This window comes from Ruegeria sp. B10 (genome assembly GCF_056539825.1).
Genome location: NZ_JBQFVP010000012.1, coordinates 1 through 26379 on the forward strand (window position 1 = coordinate 1; position 26379 = coordinate 26379).

At 59.4% G+C, this 26379-nt stretch carries 27 protein-coding genes and 1 pseudogene; 18 read left to right on the forward strand and 10 right to left on the reverse strand.

Annotated features, from left to right (window positions below; all coding sequences use genetic code 11):
* Positions 1-93 precede the first annotated feature (93 nt).
* Both ACR0J4_RS16580 and ACR0J4_RS16585 read right to left on the reverse strand, forming a co-directional pair.
* Positions 94-270 (reverse strand): hypothetical protein, encoded by a 177-nt coding sequence (locus tag ACR0J4_RS16580; RefSeq protein ID WP_480668745.1) that lies wholly within the window; start codon positions 268-270, stop codon positions 94-96.
* A 54-nt stretch (positions 271-324) separates the two neighbouring features.
* A complete protein-coding gene (locus tag ACR0J4_RS16585; protein WP_170643393.1) occupies positions 325-1038 on the reverse strand; it encodes a uroporphyrinogen-III synthase in 714 nt (237 codons plus the stop codon).
* 97 nt (positions 1039-1135) lie between these two features.
* Here ACR0J4_RS16585 and tsaD point away from each other — a divergent pair, with 97 nt between their 5' ends.
* The 4 genes from tsaD to ACR0J4_RS16605 are packed head-to-tail and all read left to right on the forward strand — an operon-like array spanning position 1136 to position 3885.
* Positions 1136-2233 (forward strand): tRNA (adenosine(37)-N6)-threonylcarbamoyltransferase complex transferase subunit TsaD, encoded by a 1098-nt coding sequence (tsaD, locus tag ACR0J4_RS16590; RefSeq protein WP_170643490.1) that lies wholly within the window; start codon positions 1136-1138, stop codon positions 2231-2233.
* Entirely contained in the window at positions 2230-3192 is a 963-nt protein-coding gene (locus ACR0J4_RS16595) for an NAD(P)H-dependent glycerol-3-phosphate dehydrogenase (RefSeq protein ID WP_170643394.1), read from the forward strand. Before tsaD ends, ACR0J4_RS16595 begins: the two co-directional genes overlap by 4 nt.
* Position 3193: 1 nt before the next feature.
* A complete protein-coding gene (locus ACR0J4_RS16600; RefSeq protein WP_170643395.1) occupies positions 3194-3463 on the forward strand; it encodes a YciI family protein in 270 nt (89 codons plus the stop codon).
* Positions 3463-3885, forward strand: a complete 423-nt coding sequence (locus tag ACR0J4_RS16605) for an EVE domain-containing protein (RefSeq protein ID WP_170643491.1) — start codon at positions 3463-3465, stop codon at positions 3883-3885. Before ACR0J4_RS16600 ends, ACR0J4_RS16605 begins: the two co-directional genes overlap by 1 nt.
* A gap of 219 nt (positions 3886-4104) precedes the next feature.
* On the opposite strand, the gene ACR0J4_RS16610 is transcribed toward ACR0J4_RS16605, so the two are convergent.
* Positions 4105-4446 (reverse strand): DUF2853 family protein, encoded by a 342-nt coding sequence (locus ACR0J4_RS16610; RefSeq protein WP_170380170.1) that lies wholly within the window; start codon positions 4444-4446, stop codon positions 4105-4107.
* A gap of 115 nt (positions 4447-4561) precedes the next feature.
* The gene (locus ACR0J4_RS16615; protein WP_170643396.1) at positions 4562-5452 is read right to left on the reverse strand and encodes a LysR family transcriptional regulator; all 891 of its coding nucleotides are present in this window, start codon (positions 5450-5452) and stop codon (positions 4562-4564) included.
* Positions 5453-5543: 91 nt separating this feature from the next.
* Here ACR0J4_RS16615 and ACR0J4_RS16620 point away from each other — a divergent pair, with 91 nt between their 5' ends.
* A complete protein-coding gene (locus ACR0J4_RS16620; RefSeq protein WP_170643397.1) occupies positions 5544-6620 on the forward strand; it encodes an L-dopachrome tautomerase-related protein in 1077 nt (358 codons plus the stop codon).
* Between the two features lie 35 nt (positions 6621-6655).
* Here the strand turns inward: ACR0J4_RS16620 and ACR0J4_RS16625 are convergent, their stop codons facing one another.
* The 3 genes from ACR0J4_RS16625 to ACR0J4_RS16635 form a co-directional block, all read right to left on the reverse strand.
* Positions 6656-7402: an extensin family protein gene (locus tag ACR0J4_RS16625; protein WP_170643398.1), complete on the reverse strand. Its 747-nt coding sequence runs from the start codon at positions 7400-7402 to the stop codon at positions 6656-6658.
* 13 nt (positions 7403-7415) lie between these two features.
* A complete protein-coding gene (gene ahcY / locus ACR0J4_RS16630; RefSeq protein WP_170551106.1) occupies positions 7416-8804 on the reverse strand; it encodes an adenosylhomocysteinase in 1389 nt (462 codons plus the stop codon).
* A gap of 104 nt (positions 8805-8908) precedes the next feature.
* On the reverse strand, positions 8909-9223 hold the full coding sequence (locus ACR0J4_RS16635; RefSeq protein ID WP_170380174.1) for a hypothetical protein: 315 nt from the start codon (positions 9221-9223) through the stop codon (positions 8909-8911).
* A 201-nt stretch (positions 9224-9424) separates the two neighbouring features.
* On the opposite strand from ACR0J4_RS16635, the gene ACR0J4_RS16640 reads away from it, so the two are divergent.
* Together ACR0J4_RS16640 and ACR0J4_RS16645 are read left to right on the forward strand one after the other, a co-directional pair.
* Complete coding sequence (locus tag ACR0J4_RS16640) at positions 9425-10021, forward strand: HD domain-containing protein (RefSeq protein ID WP_170643399.1); 597 nt, start codon at positions 9425-9427, stop codon at positions 10019-10021.
* A 958-nt stretch (positions 10022-10979) separates the two neighbouring features.
* Positions 10980-11339 carry a CHAP domain-containing protein gene (locus tag ACR0J4_RS16645; RefSeq protein ID WP_480668746.1) on the forward strand — a complete coding sequence of 120 codons (360 nt, stop codon included), beginning with the start codon at positions 10980-10982 and terminating at the stop codon, positions 11337-11339.
* A gap of 44 nt (positions 11340-11383) precedes the next feature.
* Here ACR0J4_RS16645 and ACR0J4_RS16650 read toward each other — a convergent pair whose 3' ends face one another.
* A complete protein-coding gene (locus ACR0J4_RS16650) occupies positions 11384-11938 on the reverse strand; it encodes an ActR/PrrA/RegA family redox response regulator transcription factor (protein ID WP_050604676.1) in 555 nt (184 codons plus the stop codon).
* A gap of 81 nt (positions 11939-12019) precedes the next feature.
* Complete coding sequence (locus ACR0J4_RS16655; RefSeq protein WP_170643400.1) at positions 12020-12646, reverse strand: SCO family protein; 627 nt, start codon at positions 12644-12646, stop codon at positions 12020-12022.
* A gap of 90 nt (positions 12647-12736) precedes the next feature.
* On the opposite strand from ACR0J4_RS16655, the gene regB reads away from it, so the two are divergent.
* The 10 genes and pseudogenes from regB to ACR0J4_RS16705 all read left to right on the forward strand — a co-directional run bounded on the left by regB (position 12737) and on the right by ACR0J4_RS16705 (position 25352).
* Positions 12737-14134: a sensor histidine kinase RegB gene (regB, locus tag ACR0J4_RS16660; protein ID WP_170470634.1), complete on the forward strand. Its 1398-nt coding sequence runs from the start codon at positions 12737-12739 to the stop codon at positions 14132-14134.
* A 66-nt stretch (positions 14135-14200) separates the two neighbouring features.
* Positions 14201-15709, forward strand: a complete 1509-nt coding sequence (locus ACR0J4_RS16665) for a PAS-domain containing protein (RefSeq protein ID WP_170643401.1) — start codon at positions 14201-14203, stop codon at positions 15707-15709.
* 41 nt (positions 15710-15750) lie between these two features.
* A complete protein-coding gene (tsaE, locus tag ACR0J4_RS16670) occupies positions 15751-16224 on the forward strand; it encodes a tRNA (adenosine(37)-N6)-threonylcarbamoyltransferase complex ATPase subunit type 1 TsaE (protein ID WP_170643402.1) in 474 nt (157 codons plus the stop codon).
* Positions 16221-17225: a phosphotransferase gene (locus tag ACR0J4_RS16675; protein ID WP_170643403.1), complete on the forward strand. Its 1005-nt coding sequence runs from the start codon at positions 16221-16223 to the stop codon at positions 17223-17225. The genes tsaE and ACR0J4_RS16675 overlap by 4 nt, the downstream gene beginning before the upstream one ends.
* Positions 17222-17908 (forward strand): nucleotidyltransferase family protein, encoded by a 687-nt coding sequence (locus ACR0J4_RS16680; protein ID WP_170643404.1) that lies wholly within the window; start codon positions 17222-17224, stop codon positions 17906-17908. Before ACR0J4_RS16675 ends, ACR0J4_RS16680 begins: the two co-directional genes overlap by 4 nt.
* The gene (addB, locus tag ACR0J4_RS16685) at positions 17901-20825 is read left to right on the forward strand and encodes a double-strand break repair protein AddB (protein WP_170643405.1); all 2925 of its coding nucleotides are present in this window, start codon (positions 17901-17903) and stop codon (positions 20823-20825) included. The genes ACR0J4_RS16680 and addB overlap by 8 nt, the downstream gene beginning before the upstream one ends.
* Complete coding sequence (gene addA / locus ACR0J4_RS16690; RefSeq protein WP_170643406.1) at positions 20822-24181, forward strand: double-strand break repair helicase AddA; 3360 nt, start codon at positions 20822-20824, stop codon at positions 24179-24181. The genes addB and addA overlap by 4 nt, the downstream gene beginning before the upstream one ends.
* 39 nt (positions 24182-24220) lie before the next feature.
* Positions 24221-24562, forward strand: a pseudogene (gene trxA, locus ACR0J4_RS16695) (thioredoxin); the annotation flags it as partial.
* A gap of 80 nt (positions 24563-24642) precedes the next feature.
* Positions 24643-24993, forward strand: a complete 351-nt coding sequence (locus ACR0J4_RS16700) for a Lin0512 family protein (protein ID WP_170643407.1) — start codon at positions 24643-24645, stop codon at positions 24991-24993.
* Positions 24990-25352, forward strand: a complete 363-nt coding sequence (locus ACR0J4_RS16705) for a Lin0512 family protein (protein WP_170643408.1) — start codon at positions 24990-24992, stop codon at positions 25350-25352. The genes ACR0J4_RS16700 and ACR0J4_RS16705 overlap by 4 nt, the downstream gene beginning before the upstream one ends.
* Positions 25353-25409: 57 nt before the next feature.
* Here the strand turns inward: ACR0J4_RS16705 and ACR0J4_RS16710 are convergent, their stop codons facing one another.
* Positions 25410-25604, reverse strand: a complete 195-nt coding sequence (locus ACR0J4_RS16710; RefSeq protein ID WP_170380185.1) for a DUF1127 domain-containing protein — start codon at positions 25602-25604, stop codon at positions 25410-25412.
* 197 nt (positions 25605-25801) lie between these two features.
* On the opposite strand from ACR0J4_RS16710, the gene hslV reads away from it, so the two are divergent.
* Complete coding sequence (hslV, locus tag ACR0J4_RS16715; protein WP_170462831.1) at positions 25802-26353, forward strand: ATP-dependent protease subunit HslV; 552 nt, start codon at positions 25802-25804, stop codon at positions 26351-26353.
* The last annotated feature ends 26 nt before the right edge of the window (positions 26354-26379 follow it).

Here is a 26379-nt window from a genome sequence, read left to right on the forward strand (position 1 = left end):
GGTCGGTTCAGCGGGTTTCTCATCGGCCTGCATAGGTTCCGACGGCTCGACGGACGCTTCGGCTTCGGCTTCGGCTTCGGCTTCGGCTTCGCCTTAGGCTCTGGCTTGGGCCTCGGCTTCGGCTTCGGAAATCAGGTCCTCATTCGGCGCATCTTCGTCAACAGGCGACCCTTCAGTTTCACCGCCAGGTTCAACGCTTACATCTTCGACCACATCGTCTGTTTTCGGGGTTTCCACCGGTTCCTGATCGGATTTCTTTTTGCCCGCCACCGTCAAATTCCCCTTATCGATTCTAAAATCACCAGAACTACAGACTGTTCCAAGTTAATCTGCACCCGGCTCTCTCTCAACCCGCAACGCGTGTTTCACAAGCTTTTTAACGGCCTTACGCATCTTCTTGGGCGTCGGTTCCTTGGCGATCCTCAGACGTTCATACCCCAAGGATTTAAGGGGTTCCGCCGTTGCCTCGCTGATTGCGGCCAGCCATAGCGGGGCAGTGCCCGCCCAAATGTCGGCAAATTGTCGCGCGGTGCGGGGTGAGAAAATAGGCGCGATCACTGGCCTGTCGCCCTCGGATGCGGCCTTTGCCTCGGGGCTGAGAGGCAGCAGAAGTTGCTGGTACACCGCCTGTTCGCGCGTGGTTAAGCCCATCTCGGTCAGACGCTCGGCGATGTTGCCCCGGCTGTGTTCGCCGCGCAGATGCAACAGCGGGCTTGTTGGTCTGATCTGCAGTAGACCGGCCACAAGCTCTTCTGCCGTGCCACCGACCATACGCGCATCCCAGCCCGCGCCTTCGGCGGTCGCAGTCGTGGTCGGACCCACGCAATAGGCAGGCAAATCCTGACGCACACCCGCCGAGGCTGCCGCATTCACTGCATTGGAAGACGTGAATATCAGCCCCTGCGTCTCGGCCGTGCAGATCGGAACCGCCAGCGGTTTAATTTCCAGAATGGGGGAATGGATGACTTCAACACGCGATCTGACGCGGGTGGGAAGCTGCGCAACGAACCTCTCCGAGGCGGCGCGAGGGCGGGTCATCAACAAATACAACTATCGGCGCCTTCGGCCTTGGGATTGTTTGCGTCCGCGCAGGGTGGTACCCCGCTTGGCAATCATGATGCAACGGATCACGCCAATGGTGCAAACACTTACCGTCCTTGGATTGGAAAGCAGCTGTGACGACACAGCCGCCGCCGTCGTGCGCCAAACCGACGGCAAAGAGGCCGAAGTGCTGTCGTCGATTGTCCATGGCCAAACCGAGCTGCACAGCGCTTATGGGGGTGTCGTCCCCGAAATCGCTGCACGTGCCCATGCGGAAAAACTAGATATCTGCGTCGTACAGGCGCTAGAGGATGCGGGTCTAACACTGGCCAATATGGACGCTATCGCGGTCACCGCCGGGCCCGGCCTGATCGGAGGAGTCATGTCCGGCGTCATGTGCGCCAAGGGGATTAGTGCTGCGACCGGCCTACCTCTGATCGGGGTAAACCATCTGGCCGGTCACGCTCTGACCCCGCGCCTGACGGATGGAGTAGCCTTTCCGTACCTGATGCTGCTGGTCTCGGGCGGGCACTGCCAATATCTCATCGCCCACGGACCCGAGCAATTCACCCGTCTGGGCGGCACTATCGACGATGCCCCCGGCGAAGCCTTTGACAAAACGGCCCGCCTTCTGGGCCTGCCGCAACCTGGTGGACCCTCGGTTGAGGCCGAGGCGCGCCAGGGCGATCCAAAGCGGTTCCGCTTTCCGCGGCCCCTGCTGGACCGGCCCGGATGTGACCTGTCTTTCTCGGGGCTGAAAACCGCGCTGATGCGGATGCGGGATCAGATCGTCGCGGAGAAAGGCGGCCTGACCCGTCAGGATCGCGCCGATCTATGCGCCGGGTTTCAGCAGGCAGTCGTGGACACTTTGGCCGAGAAAACAAGTCGCGCCATGGATCTGTATCTGGCCGAGACCCCATCGGACCCGGTCATTGCCGTCGCGGGTGGTGTGGCTGCAAATTCGGCCATTCGTTCTGCATTAGAGTCTGTTTGTGCCGAAAAAGGCGCACGTTTCACCGCCCCACCCCTTGAGCTTTGCACCGACAATGCGGCCATGATCGCCTATGCGGGGATGGAACAGTTTCGCACAGGTGCGCGCGACGGCTTGGATCTTGCAGCGCGGCCACGTTGGCCTTTGGACCAGACCAGTCCAGCCATGCTGGGTAGCGGTAAAAAGGGCGCAAAGGCATGAGCGTTTCGGTTCTCGGATCAGGGGCGTTTGGCACGGCTCTGGCGATTTCGCTGGCCGGTAACGGGCCGGTCACCCTGTGGTCGCGAAGCGCCGAGCAGGCGAAAGCCATGCAGGATAATCGGATCAACAAGAGCCGATTGCCCGATGTCGCCTTGCCCGATGCCATCACCGTCACCTCTGATATCAAAGAAGCGGCGGCAAACGATGTCCTTCTGGTGTCTGTGCCGATGCAACAGTTGCGCCATGCACTGCAGGAACACGCGGCGGTGCTGGCCGGGAAAACCCTGGTTGCGTGCTGCAAGGGGATTGAACTGTCCTCGGGCCTCGGTCCGATTTCCGTGATCCGGGAAACCATTCCGGACGCACAACCAGCGCTTCTGACGGGCCCTAGCTTTGCGGATGACATTGCGCGTGGCCTGCCGACAGCGCTGACTTTGGCCTGTGCAGATGCCGATCTGCTCGGAACACTGCAAGCCGAACTAACTACCGCCAATCTGCGCCTCTACCGCACCACCGATGTGATCGGAGCGGAACTCGGCGGCGCATTGAAAAACGTTATGGCCATCGGATGTGGCGCTGCCATCGGGGCCGGTCTAGGCGACAGTGCCCGTGCTGCCCTGATGACGCGCGGCTTTGCTGAGATGCAGCGCTTTGCCCTCATGCGCGGCGCACAGCCAGAGACGTTGATGGGGCTCTCTGGCCTGGGAGATCTGGTGTTGACCTGCTCGTCCGAGCTGTCCCGAAATTATCGTTTTGGCTTGTGTTTGGGTCGAGACGAACCTTTTGACACCACAACAACTGTCGAAGGCGTCGCCACCGCCCGCGCCATGGCCGACATCGCCAAGGCCGAAGGTCTGGACATGCCCATCAGCGCCACTGTGGCCGACCTGAGCCAAGGCGCCTACAGTGTGGCGCAAGCCATCGAAACCCTGCTCAACCGACCCCTCAAGGAGGAATAACATGCTGATCGCCCTCATCGCCCGTGACAAACCCGGCGCGCTGCAAACCCGTCTGGACAACCGCTCGGCCCATTTGGCCTATATCGAGTCAACTGGCGTTGTGTCTCAGGCAGGCCCTTTGCTGAACGGAGATGCGATGATCGGCTCGCTGATTATTCTCGATGTCGAAGATCTGGCCGCCGCGCAAAGCTGGGCCGACAATGACCCCTATGCTAAGGCAGGCCTATTCCAGTCCGTTGAACTGATCCCATGGAAAAAGGTGATTGGCTGATGGCGTACTGGCTGTTCAAATCCGAGCCGTCGACCTGGAGCTGGGACCAGCAGGTTGCCAAAGGGGATGTGGGCGAAGAATGGGACGGCGTGCGCAACTATCAGGCGCGCAATTTCATGCGGCAAATGGCAATCGGTGATCGCGGGTTCTTTTATCACTCGCAAAAGGACAAGGCGATCGTTGGCATCGTCGAGGTCTGCACCGAGGCCCATCCCGACAGCACCACCGATGATGAACGCTGGGATTGCGTGGATATCAAGGCGGTAAGGCCGTTTGAAGTTCACGTCACGCTCGACCAGATCAAAGCGGATGAGCGTCTGGATCAGATGATACTGGTGAAAAACTCTCGCCTGTCAGTACAGCCGGTTACCGAGGCGGAATGGCAGGTGATCTGCGCCTTGGGTTCGACTGAGGCCGATTAAAGTAGAGGGAAGGCCCTGCACGGTGCAGAACCTTCCCTACCCCACGTGCTCCCTACTCACCACACGCGTACTGGAATCTGTTGGTTCTGACCGTCCTGGCCACATAAGGACCATAGCCTGTTTTCTCAGGCCGCTTCAAACACCAAGTCCTTAAAATATAACTCAAAACAAAAACGCCCGCCGATGGGGAGGCGGGCGTTTGGGTGGAAAACGTAACGTTTAGCCGTAAACCGATTCTTTGCCGAAATGCTTGGTCAGCATGTAGTAGACCACCGCGCGGTACTTGTTGCGCTCAGACATGCCATAGGTTTCCAGAACCGAGTTGATGGCCTCCATCAGCTCGGGCCCGTCGGCCAGACCCAGCTTTTTGATGAGGAAATTATTTTTGACGGTCTCCAGCTCACCGTCCTGGCTGGCTGCCACGGTCGACGCGTCGGCGTCATAGATCGCCGGACCGCACCCGATGGTGACCTTGGTCAGCAGGTCCATATCGGCATCCATGCCGCATTTGTTTTTCAGATCATCGGCGTATTTGGCGATCAGATCGTCGCGTTTTCCCATAAAACAGTCTCCCTATCAGCAGTCCTGGCTGCGGTTACTCAAATCCTAAAAACAGGTGTCGGAAGCCTAGCCATTCCTCCTATTCCCACAAAGGGAAAAATTCCGTGCTTTCCCCCTAAGCGGAGGAGCGCCTTTGCCGCGCGCCTTGAAAGGCTCGATCTGCAAGGTCCGAAAACACGCGAACCTTGCGCCCCGGCGTGCTGCTGCCCGCGTGAACAAAGGCAATTGGTGCAGATGGGGATTTCAACGCACCCGGCAAAACCTCGACCAGCGTACCCTGCTGCAATTCTCGCTGAACGGCCAGACGGGACTTGACCGCCAGCCCCAACCCCTGCACTGCGGCTTCGGTCAGCATGTCCGAGTTGGAAACGGCAATACGTCGTGTGACGGACAATTGCCCCTCATGGGTGTCGAACCGCGTCTGCCAAGGCAAACACGCCCAGCGCATCTTGCGCAGGTCTTCGACGGATTTGGGCATCTCGTATCGTGCAATGAAACCCGGCGCGGCGCAGATGATCCGGTCGTTGTCGCAAAGCTTGCGCGCCTTCAGGGTACTGTCCGCCAACTGACCGACGCGAATGGCGCAATCGACGCCCTCATCGACGAGAGAGACATAGCGGTCGACGGCCAGAAACTCGATCGTCAGGTCCGGGTGATCCTCCTGAAAGCTGTCCATCAACGGCATGATGAACCGGGACAAAATCCACGGCGACAGGGTCACACGCAGATGGCCGCGCAGCGCGCCCTTGCCGCTTCCGGCCTCCAACTCGGCCTCGCGCAGATCGGACAGCACAGGCTCGATCCGATCCAGAAAGATCAGACCTTCATTGGTCAGCTGCACCCGGCGGCTGTTGCGGTGAAAGAGTTTGAGGTTCAGCACCTCTTCTAGTTTCGCAATCCGGTGGCTGACCGTCGCCGCCGAAATGCCCAGCGCCTTTGCAGCCGATCCGACCCCTCCGGTTTTGGCGACTGAGACAAAGGTCAGCAGATCATTCACATGGTACATTCGAAAATTCCTAACACTGGTTTCGAAATTGAGCCAGTTATCCGCGAAAATTTCAAATGGTATCTGATCGGGCACATCAGAGGAGGACCCGATGAAATCGCTCTATGCAGCTACATGCGCCTTGGCGCTGGCTTTGCCCGCGGCAGCAGCCGAATTGGAAACGTATCTTGAGTTCGAGAAGGCCATGCCTCCGGGCAATCTGGCGATTGGACCGGATGGGCGCATGTTCATGTCGGTGCATGAATTCTACGGGCCCGAGTTGCGCGTGGTCGAAGTAATGCCCGACGGGTCAACCAAGCCCTACCCGACCGAGGACTGGGCCCGTGCCCCGCAAGACGATGCCGATGGGTTGAACGGCGTTCTGGGCCTGCGGGCAGATCGCGATGGTATCCTGTGGATGCTGGACGGACAGGGTGAAAACCAGACCGGGCGTATTGTCGGTTGGGACACCAAGACCGAAACACTACATGCGATCCACTATATCGGCGCCCCGGTCGCGCGGCCGACCTCGTTCCTGAACGACCTTGCAGTCGACCGCGATCATGGGGCGATTTACATCTCGGATACGGGTGACGGTCAGAACTCGGCCATCATCGTGGTTGATCTTGAGACGGGCCGCGCGCGGCGCGTTCTGGAAGGGTCCCAATACACGATCCCCGAGGATACTCCGATGGTGATTGACGGGCGCGAGATCACGCTGGGCGGCAATCCGGCCAAGATCGGTATCAACCCAATCACCGTCGATCCGACCAATACCTGGGTCTATTTCGCCCCGATGACGGCAAGCGCAATGTACCGTATCCCCACGGCGGCATTGCTGGATGAAAGCCTATCGGATGCCGATCTTGAGGCGCAGGTGGAACGTTATGGCGACAAACCGATCTCGGACGGCTCGACCGTCGATACCGGCGGCAATGTCTATATCACTGCGATGACGGACAGCGCGCTGGGTGTCACCAAACCGGACGGCAGCTATGAGGTTCTGTTCCAGTCGGATGATGAGTTGCCGTGGCCGGACGGCTTCTCGATCGGTGCGGATGGGTATGTCTATGCCACGATTAACGAGTTGCACCGCTCACCCGTTCTGAACAATGGCGAGGATGCCTCCAAGGGGATCTACAAGATCGTCCGGTTCAAGTCACTGGCGGATGCGGTCAGCGGACGCTGATCCTGGCCCGGCCCTGTTCTGCGGGTCCGGGATACCTACCGGCAATAGCCCCAGCCGGGGCCTTGAAGGTGAAAATGGTCCGCGTGCAGTCGGTTGAAATTGGGGCTTAAAACCACGCGGAACCAGTCACAGGCCCCCTTTCCGATCCGCTGTAGAAACGCAGCCTCAGACCCCGGCGAGGACCAATCCTGCAACAGGCTGAGCGTCCTCCCATCCGCCAGTTCCACCCCGATGATATCAATCGAATCCGCTGTTGCATGGCTGCTCCAACCGCTGTTCTCACCCTGCGCGGTCCGCATACGGCGGCAATTGTAGCTGCCAAGATGGCGCAGGGCGCGCACTTGAGTACCCAACAGATCCTGCGCGGCAGGTTGAACCACGTGATGCTCCCACATCGCCAGACGAAGGGCCGTTGTACAGCGGGTTTCGACCCCGCCCACCTGGGCACTGACCAGGCGGGACAGCTCACCCCGTCCGGAGATGCCACAGTTCTGATCAACCACCAGATCCTCCATCTCCGAGAACGCAACACCGGCCTCAGACATTGTGGCCCGGCACTGCGCCTCATCCGCCAATGCCCGGTTTAACTGATACTTGGTGACGGGCGTGACCGGCGCGGTCAGTGTCAAATCCCGCAAAGGATTCCAGTGATCGGGCACCGGCGATTTGGGATGCGACAGCACCACATACCCGGTCGACCCAACAAGAAATAGAAATACGATGATCGAAAAGAAAGACGCCGCCAGATACAATATCCGGCGGCGTCCTGAACGTTTGGTCATACCCGATCCGCAATCAGTAGCGGTAGTGCTCGGGCTTGTAGGGGCCTTCCGGCGCAACACCTATATAGGCCGCTTGTTCATTGTCCATCTTGGTCAGCTTCACGCCGATACGATCCAGATGCAGGCGGGCCACTTTCTCATCCAGATGCTTGGGCAGGATGTAGACCTTGTTTTCGTACTGATCCCCTTTGGTGAACAGCTCGATCTGCGCCAGAACCTGGTTGGTGAAGGACGCCGACATCACGAAGGACGGGTGACCGGTGGCGTTACCGAGGTTCAGCAGACGGCCTTCGGACAGCAGGATGATGCGGTTGCCCGAGGGCATCTCGATCATGTCCACCTGTTCCTTGATGTTGGTCCATTTGTGGTTCTTCAGGCTGGCCACCTGAATTTCGTTGTCGAAGTGACCGATGTTGCCAACGATGGCCATGTCCTTCATCGCGCGCATATGCTCGATGCGGATCACGTCCTTGTTGCCGGTGGTGGTGATGAAGATATCGGCTGTCGCGACTTCGTCTTCCAGCAGGGTGACTTCGAACCCGTCCATCGCGGCTTGCAGCGCGCAGATCGGGTCGACCTCGGTCACTTTCACGCGGGCACCTGCGCCACGCAGCGAAGCAGCCGAGCCTTTGCCCACATCGCCATATCCGCAGACCACGGCAACCTTACCAGCCATCATGGTGTCGGTGGCGCGGCGGATACCGTCGACCAGCGACTCTTTACAGCCGTATTTGTTGTCAAACTTCGACTTGGTAACGCTGTCATTCACGTTGATCGCCGGGAACGGCAGGTGGCCGTCTTTAACCAGTTGATACAGACGGTTCACACCGGTGGTGGTTTCCTCGGACACGCCTTGAATCTGATCACGCATCTTGGTGAACCAACCCGGGCTAGCCGCCATACGCTTGGCGATCTGCTTCTTGATCACCTCTTCCTCTTCCGAACTCGGAACGGGGATAATGTCTTCACCCGCTTCGGCACGAGCGCCCAGCAGGATATACAGCGTCGCGTCGCCGCCATCGTCCAGGATCATGTTAGGGCCATCTTCGAACAGGAAGGATTTGTCCAAGTAGTCCCAATGCTCTTCCAGCGTCTGACCTTTGATGGCGAAGACAGGGATACCTGCTTCGGCAATGGCCGCTGCCGCGTGGTCCTGGGTCGAGAAGATGTTGCACGACGCCCAGCGCACATCCGCGCCCAGGGCAACCAGCGTTTCGATCAGAACGGCGGTCTGGATGGTCATGTGCAACGACCCAACGATCCGCGCACCGCTCAGAGGCTTGCTTTCACCATATTCCGAACGCAGCGCCATCAGGCCCGGCATTTCAGTTTCGGCGATATCCAGTTCCTTGCGGCCAAACCCGGCCAGCGAAATGTCTTTGACGATATAGTCCCCGGCCATAAGGCGCTCCATTTTTGCGGTCAATCACAGTTCCGGCTGCCCCTAGCATCCCTTGGGGCAGGTGGCAATGTGGATGACCGAAAACGGGATGTTACGCCACAAAATCAGCTGGGCGTGCCGTCAACCTTGACCTTCGGAATCGCTTCGAAAAAATCGGTGCCAACGGCGACAATACAACTTAAGCCGTTCGCATGGGTCACCAAAACGGTGTAGCTACCCGTTTCTCGTGAGGTCCAGACCTCCATGACCGATTGTGCGCCGCGTGTTTTCTGCAAACCCCCAAAAACCAGCTCTTCCGAGTAGCTTTTCTGCAGCTTGTCAACCACATGCTCGCGCTCTGCACAATTCTGGGCAAAGGCGGGCGGGGCCGTGGCGGCCATGCCAAAGGTCAGGGCGACTGCGAATATACGTTTGAACATAGCAAACTCCTTTCGTTTTACTTTGTGAGAGGAGCGCACCGGGAGAAGCCAGTGCCCCCCTCGGTTTGAATGTCGGGATCAGTTGGTGTGGTTTCAAAGCACGAATGCTCAAGAAAACGTTGGCAGCTGGTGATCCTGACAGGTACATCATAGCAGAAACAATTTGGTTTTATTGTGTCCCACTTCACAAGGCATGGCAGAATGGCAACACAACCCCGCGCATGGCAGAGGATGCTGTCGGGCCGCAGGCTGGACCTGCTGGACCCGACCCCGGTCGATATCGAGATCGAGGATATCGCCCATGGTCTGGCCTTTGTGGCGCGCTGGAACGGACAAACGGCGGGCGATTTCGCCTATTCCGTGGCCGAGCATTCACTTTTGGTCGAAGACCTTTTTGGCCGTATCGCACCCAAAGCGCCCGTGAAATGGCGGCTGGCAGCTTTGCTGCACGACGCGCCGGAATACGTAATCGGAGACATGATCTCACCCGTCAAATCCGCCGTAGGCCCGGACTACGGCGCACTGGATGACCGTCTGGCGGCAGCGATCCACATTCGCTTTGGACTTCCCGCCGAGGTGCCTAAATCGGTAAAACGGCAGATCAAAAAGGCCGACAAGATAAGCGCCTGGATGGAGGCCACCCAGATAGCGGGCTTTTCCGAGGCGGAGGCGACGAAGTTCTTTGGCCGTCCGGATCGGGCGGTGATGGAGGGGTTGGAGATCAGGCTAAGGCCGCCTGTGGACGTGCGAAAGGCCTATACTGAGCGGCATTGCGAATTACTCAATTTGTTTTGCTGATTGAAGGCTAAGTAGAAAGTTGGAGAATGCTGGCTTTAGTTCGACGCCTCTTAGTCTACGGGCCCTTCATAGCGTTGAATTTCTGTTGCTTTATCATTTCAGCTGTTCTGTTTGATCGCTGCACCAAGTGTTATGTGGACTCAAACGCAGAGCGATGGTCGATGGCAGTTACAGCGATCAGCATTTGGGTTTGGCCGTATCTGTTCTTGACTATTTGGATCGGCACCAAAGCTTACTCTGCGCGATGCAAGAACAGACCCCTGCTGCCGCTCTTGGGTGCCTTTTTCTTTGGCTTCGTAGTTTACTCGAGTACTTGGCTAGTTTGGGCCGGAATCGCTTTGCGCTGCGGCAAGGACTGCTTTCCGCCGCATAGGCTGGCATATGTATTTGAAACGGCAGGCCATTGGGGGTTCTTCATAGGTCTGGTGGGGTTGTTTGTCTGCTACTTAAAAGAAAAGGCAATGGAGTAACCCATATGTCGCAATCAAGTAAGCTCGCAGACTGACAGCAAGTCCAAGTTGCAAACACTAGCGCGAGTTGCGCTTCGCCAAAACCAGCCGCAGTGTTTGGCGGTGCACGTTCAGGCAACGTCCAGTGATCAAAACTTCGGTTGCAGATTCGCCTAAAATCTCACCATTTTGTCTTGACGTTGTAGCAGAGAACCGGCGAAATCTTGCCGTGTGCTGACAAGCCTCTTTTCACAACACATCAGGTCACCCTAAAACTTGCGTGTCTTCAAAATGGGCAGTGAAGATTCTTGAATACGGGCAAACGCAAAACGGACACCACTTGGCCGCGCCTATCCGGCGGCGCGCGAACCGCGGTTGCGGTGGGGCTTTTGAGTCTAGTCTCTGCGTGCGCCCACGGCCCGACCGACGCGCAACTTGATCCGGAACGTCAGTCAATGGCCCTGCAAGAGGTCTCGCAAAAGCAGGCTCGGGGACAAAGGGTGTGGTGCGTGCCCTACGCACGTAGCCTCAGCGGTATCCAAATTCGCGGCAATGCCAAGGACTGGTGGGGCAAGGCGCGCAGTGCGTTTGAGCGAGGCAACGAACCGGCTGTCGGTTCGGTCATGTCGTTTCGGGCAACGCGCGGGATGCCGCTGGGCCATGTGGCTGTCGTGTCCGATGTTGTTAGCGACCGGGTCGTCATCGTGAACCACGCCAATTGGCACCGCAACAAAGTGTCGTTGAAAATGGGCGTGAAAGATGTCTCCAAGAACAATGACTGGACACTGGTCCGGGTCGAGAGCGTTCCGGGGCAATACGGCAGTTTGTACCCGGTAAACGGGTTCATCTATCCGAAGTCTGGCGAGTAGCCTGAAAGACTACCCTCTGAACATACTAGTCAAAGCTCTGCTTTTTACCGCGGGCTGCGCTTCGCCAAAATACGCTGCAACGTCCGACGGTGCATGTTCAGGCGCCGCGCGGTTTCCGAGACGTTCCTGTCGCACAGTTCATAGACCCGCTGGATATGTTCCCACCGCACGCGGTCCGCGCTCATCGGGTTTTCAGGTGGCGGGGGCAGTTCGTCGCCCTTGGCCAGCAGCGCGTTGGTGATGTCTGTGGCGTCGGCGGGTTTGGATAGGTAGTCGGTTGCGCCGATTTTGACAGCGGCGACGGCGGTGGCGATGGCCCCGTAGCCGGTCAGCACCACGACCCGACTGTCGGGGCGCTTTTCGCGCAGCACCTCGACGACATCCAGACCGTTGCCATCCTCTAGCCGCAGATCGACAACCGCATAGGCCGGCGGACGAGCGGTGGAAATGGCGCGGCCTGCGGCGACGGAACCGGCGGTTTCAACCTCGAAACCGCGTTTTTCCATGGCTTTGGCAAGGCGTCTCAGGAACGGCTCGTCATCATCCACCAGAAGCAGAGATTTATCGGGGCCGATATCAAGCTGGGAACTGTCTGCCATCGTTGAGTCTTTCCGCTATTTCATGCCTTTGGCTTTACCTAGAAGTAATAGCAGCGCGGGGCCAAAGGTCAAACTGGCTTGTCAGGACCCGGCTTGGTCCAAAAAGCAGCCGACCTTGTCTGCCATTTGCTGCGCTGTGTCTTCGCGTTTGAAGAACTCAAGAAACCCATCTTCGGGTGTGACCAGATAGGTGAAGGTGGAATGGTCGACCAGATAGTATTCGTCGCTTTTGTCATGGGCCTTGTAGTAGGTCTTGTAGGCCTGGCTGGCGGCCTTGACCTGCTCGGGTGAACCGGTCAGAGCGATCAGACGTTCATGCAGGTTAAAGGCGTAGTCTCCGACCACTTCAGGCGTGTCGCGATCGGGGTCGATCGAGATGAACAGCGGTGTCACGGATTGTCCACGCTCGGCCAGAATGTCTACTGCCTCAGCGTTGCGGGACATGTCAAACGGGCAGACATCGGGACAGAACGTATAGCCGAAATAAACCAGCGTCGGCTCGGTGATCACATCCTTGTCGGTGACCGTCTCGCCCTTGCCGTTGACCAGTTCGAACGGACCGCCAATTGCCGCCGCTCCGCCCGCGATCTGGCTGGACCGGCATTGCGCGTATTTGTCATCCGACCCAGACCCCATTGTCAAAAGCCACATGGCGCCAAGGCCGATGGCAAGAATGACAGCTGCGAGAATAGCATACAGGCGGGTCATGATCGTTTTCCGTGTGCAAGGGGTTGTTGATCGTATCAGCCGGGACACCTATCAAGATGATCAGCCGATGCAACAGGACATAAGTGACCAATGGCAGAATCCAACCAGAGTTTATGGGGCGGTCAGGAACGAAGCAGCTGGATCAGGCTGCGCACCCTTATCCTACTGCGCTGGGTGGCCATCTTTGGCCAGATCACGGCTATTACGGTGGCTCAGCACAGCTATCATGTGCAGCTTGAGGTCACCCTGTGTTACTTGGCGATCGGCGTTTCGGTGATCGGCAACCTGACGGCCAGCTTCCTGTTCCCGCAGAACAAACGCCTGACCGAGTTCCAAAACTTCCTGATGGTGCTGTTCGACCTGTTTCAACTGGCGATCCTGCTGTATCTGACCGGCGGATTGAACAATCCATTTGCCCTTCTGCTGCTGGGTCCGGTCACGATCTCGGCCAATGTCATGAGCACCCGTTCTACGCTGATCGTGGGGGCCGTGGCGATTGCGCTGGCCACGCTTCTGGCTGAGTTTCACCTGCCCTTGCGGACCGAGATTGGCCTGGTCCTGCAGATCCCCGACATTCTTCTGTTCGGCAACTGGGCCGCGATCATCATCGCCATTGTCTTTATCGGGGCCTACTCGCACCGGGTCAGCTCCGAGGCGCGTTCGATGTCCGAGGCGCTTGCAGCCACGCATATGGCGCTGGCGCGTGAACAGAAGCTGACTGATCTTGGCGGTGTTGTTGCGGCTGCCGCGCATGAGCTGGGGACCCCTCTGGCGACGATTAAACTAGCCAGTTCCGAGTTGATCGAGGAACTCGACGACCGACCCGAACTGAAAGAAGACGCCGCCCTGATCCGTGAGCAGGCGGACAGATGCCGGGACATCCTGCGCGATATGGGACGTGCGGGCAAAGACGATCTGCATCTCCGTCAAGCGCCCCTGTCGACGGTGGTCCACGAAGCGGCTGAGCCGCATATAGACAGGGGCAAAACCGTGCATTTCGCCGAAGGACCGGTGCTGGATGGAGATGTGCAGCAACCCTCGATCCTGCGTAAACCCGAGATCATTCACGGGCTGCGCAACCTGATCCAGAATGCCGTGGATTTCTCCCGCGCGAATGTCTGGGTCGAGGCGGAGTGGACCTCGGACAAGATCACCGTCTGTATCATGGATGACGGGCGCGGTTACCCCTCGCATCTGATCGGGCGGATTGGTGATCCATTGATGCGGCGTAGACGGGCCGAGACCGACCAGCGCGCGCGCCCTGAATATGAAGGAATGGGACTTGGCCTGTTCATCGCCAAAACCCTATTGGAACGCAGCGGGGCGGATCTGGAATTTGCCAACGGCTCGGACCCCTATCAGCACCTCTCGGACAAGCCTGACCGCCGGGGAGCCATCGTCAAAGTCGAATGGCCCCGCAAACGCATTGACGCGCAGCAAGGCGATACCCCGGTTCCATCCGGGCGCAACCAGCCTATCCAGGTCTGAGTTAAGACACCGTTAACCATTCTCGCCTTAGGTTGCGTTGGGGTTCCGCAGTCGTAAGGGTAGAAGATGGCAGACTGGATCATTCTGGCCGCGATCAGCTTGGTCTCGTGCTGTTTTGCGGTCATGTGGCTGCTGCCGCGTCGTGCCCGGCGGGACAACAGCTATGGCATGTTCACCGCAAGCTCCTTGTTCGACGCCGTTTTTCTGTTTGATGGCGACCGCCTGATCAGCCACTCTGACATAGCGCTCGCCGGTTTCGAACATGTTGCGGACTGGAACGATTTGCGGCGCTTGTTACAGCGTGATTTCCCCACCTTCCCGGAAACACCTGACCTCGTGCGCGATCAGGGCAACCTGGTTGTCTCAGCCATCGACTGCACGGTTGAGCGTGAGGTTCTGTGCGAATGGATTGACGGGATCGTTCGGATTCAACTGCACGAACCGGCAAGAGAAAAGAAATCCAAACTGCGCGATCCAAATGATCCGATCCGGCTGGCGATGGATCAGGCCCCTTACCCGGTCTGGCTGCTGGATCAGAACGCCAGCGTGCGCTGGTGCAACGCGGCCTATGTCGCCCTTGTCCGCAAGGCGCGCGGGCTGGATGCCGACCTGACCCTGCCCCTGTTCCCGGACACCGGGGCCGAGCCGCGGCGCAGCGGGAAATCCCGCGTCTCGATCGACGTGGCAGGAAGTGACAGCAAATTGTGGTTTGATTTGACCCAGGTGAACCATGCGGAAGGCCGCCTGTTCTATGCGGTTGATATCAATGCAATTGTGCAAGCTGAAACCGCACAGCGCAAATTCGTGCAGACGATGACCAAGACCTTTGCGCAGCTGTCGATCGGCTTGGCTATTTTCGACCGCAACCGTCAACTGGCCCTGTTCAACCCGGCGCTAATCGACCTGACCACTCTGCCGCCGGATTTCCTCAGCTGCCGTCCCAATATTTCCAGCTTTTTTGACCGGCTGCGGGATCAGCACATGATGCCTGAGCCCAAAAACTACCGGTCATGGCGCAACCAGATGAACGACCTGCTCGAGGCGGCCGAGGACGGGAACTATCAGGAGACATGGTCCCTGCCCTCGGGCTCGGTCTATTCGGTCAGCGGCCGCCCGCATCCCGATGGCGCCGTAGCATTTCTGTTCGAAGACATCACTGCCGAGATCACCCTGACCCGGCGGTTCCGGTCCGAGATGGACCTGATGCAATCCATCCTCGACAAGCTGGCCGACGCAATCGCGGTCTTTTCCGAAGACGGCACATTGGCCCTGACCAACTATGCCTACCAGCAGCTTTGGGGAACCCAGGATGAGGCCGGATTTCACAGTGAAACGGTAACCGAGGTCACGCGCATCTGGCAGGATCATTGCGTCGCTACCCCGGTCCTGGGAGAGATCCGCGATTTCGTGGATATGCGCGATGACCGTACCGAATGGAGCGCCGAGATTCAGATGCGCAACGGCACCGCGCTGGACTGTACCGTTATGCCCATGCAGAACGGTGCCACGATCGTGCGCTTTGCGACGGCAAGCAATTCTCTGACCGCCGAACCCATGGCCCAGATCAGCGCCTGAACCGGGTTGCAGCCGCTGGGGCGCAGGTCCATTGTGGCGCCATGACTTCGGCACCTGTTACCCTCACTCTGCAAAGCCCTCAGGACACCGCAGATTTTGCGGCACGTCTTGGCGCGACCCTGAGACCTGCGGATGTGGTGCTGCTGCAAGGTGAGATCGGCAGCGGCAAGACCCACTTTGCCCGTAGCCTCATCCAATCACTGATGAACCCGCCTGAGGATGTCCCCTCACCGACCTTCACACTGGTGCAGGCCTATGACACGCAGATCGGCGAGATCTGGCATTGTGACCTCTACCGGCTGACCTCGGTAGATGAGGTGGACGAGCTGGGCCTGACCGAAGCCTTCGACACTGCGCTCTGTCTTGTGGAATGGCCCGACAAACTTGGGTCGTTGACCCCCGACACCGCATTGACGCTTGCCTTCCAAACCGACCCGATTGAGACCGAGACACGCCATCTGACCCTGTCCTGGTCTGATCCGAAATGGCTTGGGAAAGTGGAGAATACTCTATGACAGATCGCACTGTGCTGGCCGAGGCCCTGATTGCACAGACGCCATGGGCCAATGCCACGCGCGCACCTTTGGCCGGGGATGCCTCGAACCGCAGGTATGAGCGTCTGACTGATCCGGCGACCGGTCGCTCGGCGGTTCTGATGGACGCCCCGCCGGATCGCGGAGAGGATGTCGAACCCTTCGTCCGGATCGCGAACCATCTGCGTGCAGTGGGCCTCAGCGCGCCCGAGATTTACGCCGAAGACAATCAGAATGGCTTCTTGGTGCTGGAGGATCTGGGCGATGATCTGTTTTCACGCGTTCTGACCAAGGACCCGAGCCAGGAACGCCGCCTATATGAGGCAGCGACGGATGTTCTTCTGCACCTGCATGAGGCCCCGATCCTGCCCCTGCCCTCATACGATCCCACATTGATGACCGAGCTGGCCGCTCTGGCCTTCACCAAATACGCACACGCCATTTTGGGCGACCTCGATGAAGACGCGCAGGAGAGGTTCGAGCTACGCTTTGCTGATATCCTGCTCCAGGAAACCTCGGGCACCAAAGTCGTCGTACAGCGGGACTACCACGCCGAAAACCTGATCTGGCTGCCAGAGCGTGACGGTGTGCAGCGCGTCGGGCTTCTGGACTTCCAACTAGCGATGCTGGGGCACCCGGCTTACGATCTGGTGTCGCTCTTGCAGGATGTGCGCCGGACCGTGCCGACCGGGATCGAAATGCAAATGGTCAATCGCTATATCGCGGTCTCTGGTATGGATGACCATGACTTCCGCACCGCCTACAGCATTCTGGGCGCGCAACGAAACCTGCGTATTCTGGGTGTTTTCGCCCGGCTGGCCACGGATTATGGCAAGCCACATTACGTCGATCTGATCCCCGCCACATGGGCGCATCTGATGCGCGATCTGGAGCATCCCGCGCTGATCCCGGTTGCCGGTATCCTGCGCGACGCCCTGCCTGAACCAACCGCAGAAAACCTCGCAAGGCTGAAAGCGTCATGAGCCAATCTCCCGATGCCGTGATGTTGTTTGCCGCCGGGTTCGGCACCCGGATGGGCGCGCTGACCAAGGACCGGCCAAAACCTCTGATTGAGGTCGCCGGGCGCCCGCTGATCGACCACGCGCTTGCGCTGGTGGATGCCGTTCATCCGTCCCGTGTGGTTGCAAACCTCCACTATCACGCCGATCAGTTGCAGGCGCATCTAGCGCCCAAAGGTATCTTGCTTTCGCATGAAACACCCGAGATTCTGGAAACCGGCGGCGGCTTGCGGGCGGCTTTGCCTCTGCTTGGCACAGGCCCGGTTTTCACCATGAACACCGATGCGATCTGGGCCGGTCCCAACCCGCTGAGCCTACTACAACAGTCATGGGACCCGGACCGGATGGATGCGCTTTTGATGTGCGTCCCGATTGGTCAAACCATCGGGCATGCGGGCGAAGGGGACTTTACCGCTGATGCCGACGGCCGGATCACGCGAGGTCCGGGTCTGGTCTATGGCGGCGTGCAGATTCTGAAAACCGACGGGCTGCGGCATATCCCGGAGCAGGCCTTCTCGCTAAACCTGTTGTGGAACCAGATGCACGACCGCAACCGCCTGTTTGCGCTGGAGTATCCCGGTCGTTGGTGCGATGTCGGACGCCCCGAAGGGATCGTACTGGCTGAGGGGATGCTGGCGGATGTTTGACCTCAGCGCTCATCCACGGGTGTTCGCAGTTCCTCCGGGCACAGATTTTCCCAAAGCGCTTGTTGCAGGGCTACGACAGCGTGCCTCCGGCCCGCCCGAGGCGTTGGCCCGTGTGCAATTGGTGGTCAACACGCGCCGCATGGCCCGACGAGTGCGCGACCTGTTCGATCAGGGGCCGCCCTGCCTGTTGCCCAAGCTTTCTCTGGTCACCGATCTGGGCGAAAGCGTTGATCTGGCACAGATTCCGCCCGCCATGCCCGCGCTGAGGCGGCGGTTGGAGCTGACCCAGCTGATCTCAAAACTGCTCGACCAACAGCCTGATCTGGCTGCACGGGCCTCCCTGTTCGATCTGTCCGACAGTCTGGCCGCCTTGATTGATGAGATGCAGGGTGAGGGCGTGTCGCCAGAGGCGATCCGCCAATTGGATGTCAGCGATATGTCCGGCCATTGGGCCCGCGCACAGGCGTTTATCGGAATCGCAGACCATTTTGTCGATGCAAGTGATCAGGCGATGGACGCACAGGCGCGGCAACGTCGAGTGGTCGAAAACCTGATCGACCGCTGGCAGGAGGCTCCGCCGCAACATCCCGTCATTTTGGCCGGCTCGACCGGATCGCGTGGTACCACGCTAATGCTGATGCAAGCCGTCGCACGCCTGCCGCAAGGGGCCTTGATCCTGCCGGGCTATGATTTCGACCAGCCGCGTGCCGTTTGGAACCGTCTGGACGAGGCGCTGACCTCTGAGGATCACCCGCAATATCGGTTCCGCAAATTGATGCGAGAGCTGGGGTTGGAGCATGACCAGATCCTGCCCTGGACGGATGAACAATCGCCCTCATCCGCGCGTAACCGATTGGTTTCGCTGGCTTTGCGCCCTGCCCCTATCACCGACGCGTGGATGTCCGAAGGCCCACAGTTGACCGAGTTGGACCAGGCCACGCGCGACCTGACACTAGTCGAGGCAGACTCGCCCCGGTCCGAGGCCCTCGCCATCGCCCTTCGCCTACGGCAGGCGGCCGAAACGGGCCAGACCGCCGCTTTGATTACACCCGATCGGATGCTGACCCGGCAGGTCAGCGCGGCATTGGATCGCTGGAACATCCTACCCGATGATAGTGCTGGTCTTCCGCTGCAATTGTCTCCGCCCGGCCGGTTTCTGCGCCATGTGGCGGGCCTTTTTGCGCGTCGCCTGGAGGGTGAGGCGCTGCTGACGCTGCTGAAACATCCTCTGTGCCATGACGGGGGTGAACGGGGGGCTCATCTGCTGCATACCCGCGATCTCGAGCTGGACCTGCGCCGCAATGGCCCTCCATTCCCGGATCAAAACAGTCTGAACGCATCCGCGATCCGCACTGAAGCGCCCGAAGGATGGGTAAGCTGGGTCAGCGCGCATTTCTGCGATCAGCAAATCACCGGGGAACTCCCCCTGTCCGAATGGGTCGACCGATTGCTGTCTCTGTCCGAGGCGATCTCGGCCGGACATGCAGGCGACCAAGGCACCTTGTTGGACAAGAACGCGGGCCAAAAGGCCCTGTCGGTGTTGACCAATCTGCGGGATGAGGCGCATCACGGCGGTCCCATGACCGCCCATGACTTCGCCGATCTGCTAGGCGCGCTTTTGGCCGGAGAAGAGGTCCGCGACCGCGACGCCCCGCACCCGCATATCATGATCTGGGGCACGCTCGAGGCCCGGGTGCAGGGTGCAGATCTGCTGATCCTCGGTGGTTTGAACGAGGGCAGCTGGCCCGAAGCCCCAGCCCCGGACCCGTGGTTGAACCGCCAGATGCGCGACAAGGCGGGTTTGTTGTTGCCCGAACGGCGGATTGGGCTTTCGGCGCATGACTTCCAACAGGCCATCGGCGCGCCCGAAGTCTGGCTGACCCGCGCCACCCGCTCAGACGATGCGGAAACCGTGCCCTCGCGCTGGCTGAACCGTCTGACGAACCTGTTGCAGGGCCTGCCCGACCAAGGCGGCCAGACGGCCCTCGCAGATATGCGCGCGCGGGGACGGACCTATCTGAACTGGGCTAAAACACTGGAGCAAGCCCCTCGGATAGAGACGGCGCATCGCCCCTCGCCCAAACCTCCGGTTGCCGCCCGACCGCGACGCCTTTCAGTCACCGAGATCAAACGCCTGATCCGCGACCCTTATGCGATTTACGCCAAACATGTGCTGCGCCTGAAACCGCTCGATCCGTTGGTGCAGGCCCCCGATGCGCTGCTGCGCGGGATCGTGATCCATGAAATTCTGGAGCATTTTGTCAAGGACAGCGTGCTGGATACCGCCTTGCTGACCCGCGAAAACTTCCTGAAACGCGCACATGACCTGCTAGAAACACACGTCGCCTGGCCGACCGCGCGCAAACTGTGGTTGGCGCGGCTAGAACGGATCGCCGACGACTTTCTAAGTGCCGAAATCAATCGCCGAGGCGACGGTGGCCCGGTTGCGTTTGAGGCCGTGATGAAACTGGTGTTGGAGCCTCTGGATTTCACCATCGCCGGACGTGCCGACCGGATCGATTGCAACAGCCGAGGCGCGTTGCGGATTGTGGATTACAAAACCGGCGCGCCGCCTACAGAAAGCCAGCAGGCGAAGTTCGACAAACAGCTGCTGATCGAAGCCGCCATGGCCGAGCAGGGCGCCGTCGAAGGGATCGACCCCAACGACGTGGCCGAGGCGATCTTCATCGGTATGGGCGGCAGCTACAAAGAGGTCGCAGCACCGTTGACCAAAGAGCCCGCCGACAAGGTGCTGGCTGAGTTAAAAGAGCTGATTTCTGCCTACTTAGACCCTGATCAGGGTTTTTCATCGCGCCGCATGCTGCACAAGGACACCGATATCGGCGACTATGATCATCTGGCCCGGTTCGGCGAATGGGATCGCACGGCCGAAACCCTGCCTGAGGATCTGACATGAGCGCCCGCAACGATGCCACCGAGCGGCAAGTGCAGGCCGCGCGCCCCGATGCTTCGACCTGGTTGGCGGCGAATGCCGGGTCGGGCAAGACCCGCGTGCTGACCGACCGCGTGGCGCGGCTGCTGCTGAGCGGGGTGCAGCCGCAGCACATCCTGTGCCTGACCTATACCAAGGCTGCCGCAAGCGAGATGCAGAACCGGCTGTTCAAACGGCTGGGGGAATGGGCGATGTTGGGGGACGCGCCGTTGCTGGCGCAGCTGACGGATCTGGGCGTCGAAGGCGCAATCGACTCGGACCGTCTCGCGCAGGCCCGCACCCTGTTTGCCCGTGCGATTGAGACCCCGGGCGGGTTGAAAATCCAGACCATCCACTCTTTCTGTGCCTCACTGCTGCGTCGCTTCCCGCTTGAGGCCGGTGTCAGCCCTCAATTTGCCGAAATGGAGGACCGCGCCGCCGCATTGCTGCGCGAAGAGATCATCGAGGATTTCGCCGAGGGCCCTCAGGCCGGTTTGATCGAGGATATTGCGCGGTTCATCACTGATACCGGGTTCGACAGGCTGACCGCAGCAGTGACTCAAAAGCGGAACCTGTTCGCGCAGCCCTTGCAGCGCTCGGACCTGCTGCAGCGATTTGGCCTGCCAGAGGGCTTTGACGACGACACCCTTGCGGGGCAGGTGTTTCTGGGCGGTGAGGTTGATCTGATCCAATCCATGTTGCCTGCGCTGATCGAAAGCGGCGGCAACAACGCCAAGGCCGCCGCAAAACTCGCAGCGTTCACTGAGGCAAAACTGGCTCATCTACCTACGCTGGAAGGCGTCTTGCTGACGGGCAAGGGCGCGAAGGAGCCGTTCACCGCCAAGATCAACGGCTTCCCGACCAAAGCCTTGCGCGAAGGGGTTCTGGCGGATCGCATGCCACAGCTGGAATCGCTGATGTTGCGGGTTGAGGTTGCGCGCGAACAACGGCTGGCTCTGGTCGCTGCGCAAAAAACCACTGTTTTGCATCGCTTCGCTGCAGCTTTCCTGCCGGAATATGAACGCCGTAAGCAGCTGCGCGGATGGCTGGACTTTGACGATCTGATCCTGCGCGCGCGACAGGTTTTGAACGACCCGGCGGTCGCGGAATGGGTTCTGTACCGGTTGGACGGCGGCATCGACCACATTCTGGTGGACGAGGCGCAAGACACCAGCCCGGACCAATGGGACGTGGTCGAGAAGCTGGCGCAAGAATTCACCAGCGGGGAAGGGGCCCGATCCGAGGTTGAACGCACGATCTTTGTGGTCGGCGACAAGAAACAGTCGATCTATTCCTTCCAGGGCGCCGACCCTCAGGCCTTTGACCGGATGCAGGCCGAGTTTGGGCGAAAGCTTGATGAATCAGGCTCTAAACTGTGGGATTCGACGCTTGAATACTCATTCCGATCCTCCAGTGCGATCCTGTCATTGGTTGATCTTCTGTTCGAAAATCAGGCCGAGGCCGGGTTTCACAAGGAAAGCCAGCACCGTGCTTTCAAGGCAGACCTGCCTGGACGCGTAGACCTCTGGCCCGTGGTGGAAAAGGTCGAGGATGACGAGGATGGCGATTGGACTGATCCGGTGGATCGGCCCGGGTCGCGCCACCACACCGTCATTCTGGCCGAGCAGGTGGCGCAGTCTATCAAGCACATGATCGACACTGGGGCCACAATCCCCGAGGATGGCGAAACGCCCGGCACATTCGTGCGCCGCAGGGTTCAGCCGGGGGATTTCCTGATCCTGGTCCAGCGCCGCTCGGACCTGTTTGCTGAGATCATCCGCGCCTGCAAAGCCCTGCATCTGCCCATCGCCGGGGCCGACCGTTTGAAAGTCGGAGCCGAGCTGGCCGTGAAGGATTTGGCGGCGCTGCTGAGCTTTCTGGCCACGCCCGAAGACAGCCTGTCGCTGGCGACGGTCCTGAAATCCCCTCTGTTCGGCTGGTCCGAGCAGGCTCTGTTCGATCTGGCCCATCGCCGGCAAGAGAAATTCCTGTGGGCCGCGCTGCGCAATCGCTCGGACGAGTTTCCTGAGACGCTTGCGATCCTCAACGATCTGCGCGGACAGATCGACTTTCTGAGGCCTTTTGACCTGATCGAGCGCATCCTGACCCGCCATGACGGGAGGCGAAAGCTGCTGGGTCGGCTGGGGGCCGAGGCCGAAGATGGGATCAACGCGCTGCTCTCGCAGGCTTTGGCTTATGAGCGGACCGATATTCCCAGCCTGACCGGCTTTCTGATCTGGATGCAGACCGACGATCTGGAGATCAAACGCCAGATGAGCGGCGTGGGCAACATGATCCGGGTGATGACCGTGCATGGCTCAAAAGGGTTGGAAGCGCCCATCGTGATCCTGCCGGATACCGGCAAACGGCAGGCCCCGCGCGATGCCGAGATCATGGTGGCTGATGGAACGCCCCTGTGGAAAGTCCCTGCCGATGTCTCGCCCAAGCTGATCTCAACCGCCCGCGAGGAGGCCCGAAACCGCGAGGAGAATGAGCGCCTTCGATTGCTCTATGTGGCTCTAACACGGGCGGAAAGGTGGTTAATCGTGGCCGCTGCTGGGGATGTCGGAAAGGATGGAACCAGCTGGTATCAGATGGTCGAGGCCGCGATGGAGCGCGCGGGCGCGACACAGATAGAGGGGTCGCAGACACGGCAACTGGCCCATGGCGATTGGGAGGGGTTGCCGCTGGTCGAACACAGCGAACACGTCGAGCCTAGTCAGGACCTGCCTGCGTACTTCCAGCATCCCGCCGAGGATCCGCCTGCAGAATCAGAATCCCTCAGCCCTTCTGATCTTGGTGGGACAAAGGCGCTGCCGGGTGATGCGGGGCAGGATGAAGAGGCCGCAAAGCTGCGCGGCACCCGATTGCACTTGCTGCTGGAACATCTTCCCAGCGCGCCTCGGGATGACTGGCACATGCTGTGCGCTCGGGTTCTACCCGATATGCAGGATCAGGCGAGAGCCGAGTTGTTGTCTGAGGTCACCAAGGTTCTGACAGCAGATCACCTGAAACCAGTCTTCGCGCCGGATGCGCTGGCCGAGGTCCCCGTTTCAGCGGAACTGAACGGGCGGCGGATGCATGGCATCATCGACCGGCTGATCATAACGGATACCGAAGTACAAGTGATTGATTTCAAAACAAATGCCACGGTGCCCGACCAGCCAGAAGCCTGCCCCGAAGGCCTGTTGCGACAGATGGGGGCCTATGCGCAGGCGTTAAGCCAGATTTACCCGGACAAAACCATCCGTACCGCCATCCTGTGGACGCGGACGGCCGCGTTGATGTGGCTGCCACACGATCTTGTGACGCAATCGCTGACCCGCGCCCAGATATCTTGACCTTACCCGACGCGGCACCTACGTTCCTTTCCCGAGTTTACCCCATTCAGGAGACAGAATATGTCGACCGTAGCCGTTACCGACGATACCTTTGATGCCGAAGTCAAGAACTCGACCGTTCCCGTGGTTGTGGACTTCTGGGCGGAATGGTGTGGTCCTTGCAAACAGATCGGCCCCGCACTGGAAGAACTGGCCGCTGAGTATGGCGACAAGGTGAAAATCGCCAAGGTGGACGTGGACAGCAACCCGAACGCAGCCGCTGCGATGGGCGTGCGCGGCATCCCGGCACTGTTCATCTTCAAGGACGGTCAGGTTGTCTCTAACCGCGCAGGCGCAGCACCCAAAGCCGCGCTGCAAAGCTGGATCGACGAATCCATCTGATCCGGATTGGAATGCGATTGATCAAAGGCGCCCCGAACCGGGCGCCTTTTTTATGACCCTTTTTTGACCCTGAGGTTTTGATGGCAAAAACACGAGTACTTGTGGAATTTGGTATGGGCACGTCCCTGCGGCGTGAGGACTATACCGAGGCCGCCGTGCGCGCGATCAAGGATGCGCTGTGGCACAACTCGGTCAATATGGCTGAGCTGTTCGATTTTCCCAAAGAGGCAATGATCATTGATGCCGAGATCGGCGTGCAGCAACCCGATAAAGTGGACCGCGAGGCGTTGAAGGCCGTGTTCCCATACGGTCAACCGAACATCACAGTCACCCGCGGTGGGCTAGACATCGAAAAACCGCACGCCGATGGCCACACAGTGATCGCAAACGCCGCCATCATCGTCTCATTCGACATGGAGCCCGCGCAATGATTGAAAAACGTATCATTCTTGAGATGGGCACCGGCAACGACCTCTATGGTCAGGATTACACCAAAGCCGCACGGCGGGCGGTGCAGGACGCGCTGCATCATTCCTCGATCACTCTGTTTTCGCGCTTGGGCGTGGACCACAAGGAGATGCGCGTCGTGGTGACGATTGGCGTGCAACAGCCCGAGGCCGTGGATTGTGATCTGGTCGCGCAGGATTTGTCACGGGGCAGGGCCGAGGTGCAGGCCGTGTTGGGCGGGCTGGATGTCGAGGACAGCGATGCAGGCACCCGCCACGTCATCGCAACCGCAGCGATTGAGGCCTATCTGCCTGATATATCGGGTAAATACAGGCTGGTTTAAAAAGAAAAAGCCGCTCGGACGAGCGGCTCATCTTTACTACGGCTGATCTGAAACGGATCAGATGGTGATGATGTCTTTGCGGGTCAGACCGATATCTTCCAGCTGAGCGTCGCTCAGTTGCGACAACGCCTTGCGTGTCTTACGAGTTTCGTTCCACTCAACCGCTTTTTCGAAAGCCACAGTGAACGCGTCCACTACGTGCAGGATGGTAGCTGCTCCGAGCGGCGCAGTGTTTTGTGCAGTATTTGCCATTTGCGCAGTCCTTCAAACTGAAACAGCCGACCCAATGTCGGTTGTAAGCCTCATGTAGTGCAGGGGTCTGAGTCTCACAATTGCCAGTCTGGTAGACCCGATCTGCGTTTCTTGCATATCTTTTGGGCAGTTTGTGAACAGTTGCGTTGGCGCTGGCTCCGGCCCATATAGGGTGCCAGTGATGAACGGAGGCCCTGATGGCAGACAGCGATTTTCCCGGTTGGCATGGCACAACGATCATTGGCGTCAAGAAAGACGGCCAGGTGGTGATTGCCGGCGACGGACAGGTCAGCCTAGGCCAGACCGTGATCAAGGGCACCGCCCGCAAGGTCCGCCGCTTGTCACCCGGTGGATTCGAGGTCGTGGCAGGCTTTGCCGGATCGACGGCGGATGCGTTCACTCTGCTCGAGCGGCTGGAGGCCAAGCTTGAGGCCACCCCCGGCCAACTGGCCCGCGCCTCGGTCGAGCTGGCCAAGGATTGGCGCACCGACAAATACCTGCAAAAGCTCGAAGCGATGCTGATCGTCACCGATGGCAAGGACTTGCTGGTGATCACCGGGGCAGGGGACGTGCTCGAGCCGGAACACAACGTGGCCGCCATCGGATCGGGCGGCAACTTTGCCCTCGCCGCTGCGCGCGCGATGATGGACAGCGACAAGCCCGCCGAAACGGTTGCACGCGAAGCCATGGCGATTGCCGCTGATATCTGCGTCTATACCAACGGCAACCTTACGGTCGAGACAATCTAGGGCGTTCTGCGTTTCACCAAAACACT

What these genes read in the sequence shown, in the direction of transcription:
- ACR0J4_RS16665 (WP_170643401.1), top strand. Translation starts at nt 14,201, where the DNA reads ATGGCAGACTGGATCATTCTGGCCGCGATCAGCTTGGTCTCGTGCTGT.
- regB (WP_170470634.1), top strand. Translation starts at nt 12,737, where the DNA reads ATGGCAGAATCCAACCAGAGTTTATGGGGCGGTCAGGAACGAAGCAGC.
- tsaD (WP_170643490.1), top strand. Translation starts at nt 1,136, where the DNA reads ATGGTGCAAACACTTACCGTCCTTGGATTGGAAAGCAGCTGTGACGAC.
- ACR0J4_RS16625 (WP_170643398.1), bottom strand. Translation starts at nt 7,402, where the DNA reads ATGACCAAACGTTCAGGACGCCGCCGGATATTGTATCTGGCGGCGTCT.
- ACR0J4_RS16700 (WP_170643407.1), top strand. Translation starts at nt 24,643, where the DNA reads ATGGCAAAAACACGAGTACTTGTGGAATTTGGTATGGGCACGTCCCTG.
- addA (WP_170643406.1), top strand. Translation starts at nt 20,822, where the DNA reads ATGAGCGCCCGCAACGATGCCACCGAGCGGCAAGTGCAGGCCGCGCGC.
- ACR0J4_RS16650 (WP_050604676.1), bottom strand. Translation starts at nt 11,938, where the DNA reads ATGGCAGACAGTTCCCAGCTTGATATCGGCCCCGATAAATCTCTGCTT.
- ACR0J4_RS16640 (WP_170643399.1), top strand. Translation starts at nt 9,425, where the DNA reads ATGGCAACACAACCCCGCGCATGGCAGAGGATGCTGTCGGGCCGCAGG.
- ACR0J4_RS16710 (WP_170380185.1), bottom strand. Translation starts at nt 25,604, where the DNA reads ATGGCAAATACTGCACAAAACACTGCGCCGCTCGGAGCAGCTACCATC.
- ACR0J4_RS16620 (WP_170643397.1), top strand. Translation starts at nt 5,544, where the DNA reads ATGAAATCGCTCTATGCAGCTACATGCGCCTTGGCGCTGGCTTTGCCC.
- ACR0J4_RS16635 (WP_170380174.1), bottom strand. Translation starts at nt 9,223, where the DNA reads ATGTTCAAACGTATATTCGCAGTCGCCCTGACCTTTGGCATGGCCGCC.
- ACR0J4_RS16585 (WP_170643393.1), bottom strand. Translation starts at nt 1,038, where the DNA reads ATGACCCGCCCTCGCGCCGCCTCGGAGAGGTTCGTTGCGCAGCTTCCC.
- ACR0J4_RS16655 (WP_170643400.1), bottom strand. Translation starts at nt 12,646, where the DNA reads ATGACCCGCCTGTATGCTATTCTCGCAGCTGTCATTCTTGCCATCGGC.
- ACR0J4_RS16600 (WP_170643395.1), top strand. Translation starts at nt 3,194, where the DNA reads ATGCTGATCGCCCTCATCGCCCGTGACAAACCCGGCGCGCTGCAAACC.
- ahcY (WP_170551106.1), bottom strand. Translation starts at nt 8,804, where the DNA reads ATGGCCGGGGACTATATCGTCAAAGACATTTCGCTGGCCGGGTTTGGC.
- hslV (WP_170462831.1), top strand. Translation starts at nt 25,802, where the DNA reads ATGGCAGACAGCGATTTTCCCGGTTGGCATGGCACAACGATCATTGGC.
- ACR0J4_RS16595 (WP_170643394.1), top strand. Translation starts at nt 2,230, where the DNA reads ATGAGCGTTTCGGTTCTCGGATCAGGGGCGTTTGGCACGGCTCTGGCG.
- addB (WP_170643405.1), top strand. Translation starts at nt 17,901, where the DNA reads ATGTTTGACCTCAGCGCTCATCCACGGGTGTTCGCAGTTCCTCCGGGC.
- ACR0J4_RS16680 (WP_170643404.1), top strand. Translation starts at nt 17,222, where the DNA reads ATGAGCCAATCTCCCGATGCCGTGATGTTGTTTGCCGCCGGGTTCGGC.
- tsaE (WP_170643402.1), top strand. Translation starts at nt 15,751, where the DNA reads ATGACTTCGGCACCTGTTACCCTCACTCTGCAAAGCCCTCAGGACACC.
- ACR0J4_RS16610 (WP_170380170.1), bottom strand. Translation starts at nt 4,446, where the DNA reads ATGGGAAAACGCGACGATCTGATCGCCAAATACGCCGATGATCTGAAA.
- ACR0J4_RS16675 (WP_170643403.1), top strand. Translation starts at nt 16,221, where the DNA reads ATGACAGATCGCACTGTGCTGGCCGAGGCCCTGATTGCACAGACGCCA.
- ACR0J4_RS16705 (WP_170643408.1), top strand. Translation starts at nt 24,990, where the DNA reads ATGATTGAAAAACGTATCATTCTTGAGATGGGCACCGGCAACGACCTC.
- ACR0J4_RS16605 (WP_170643491.1), top strand. Translation starts at nt 3,463, where the DNA reads ATGGCGTACTGGCTGTTCAAATCCGAGCCGTCGACCTGGAGCTGGGAC.
- ACR0J4_RS16615 (WP_170643396.1), bottom strand. Translation starts at nt 5,452, where the DNA reads ATGTACCATGTGAATGATCTGCTGACCTTTGTCTCAGTCGCCAAAACC.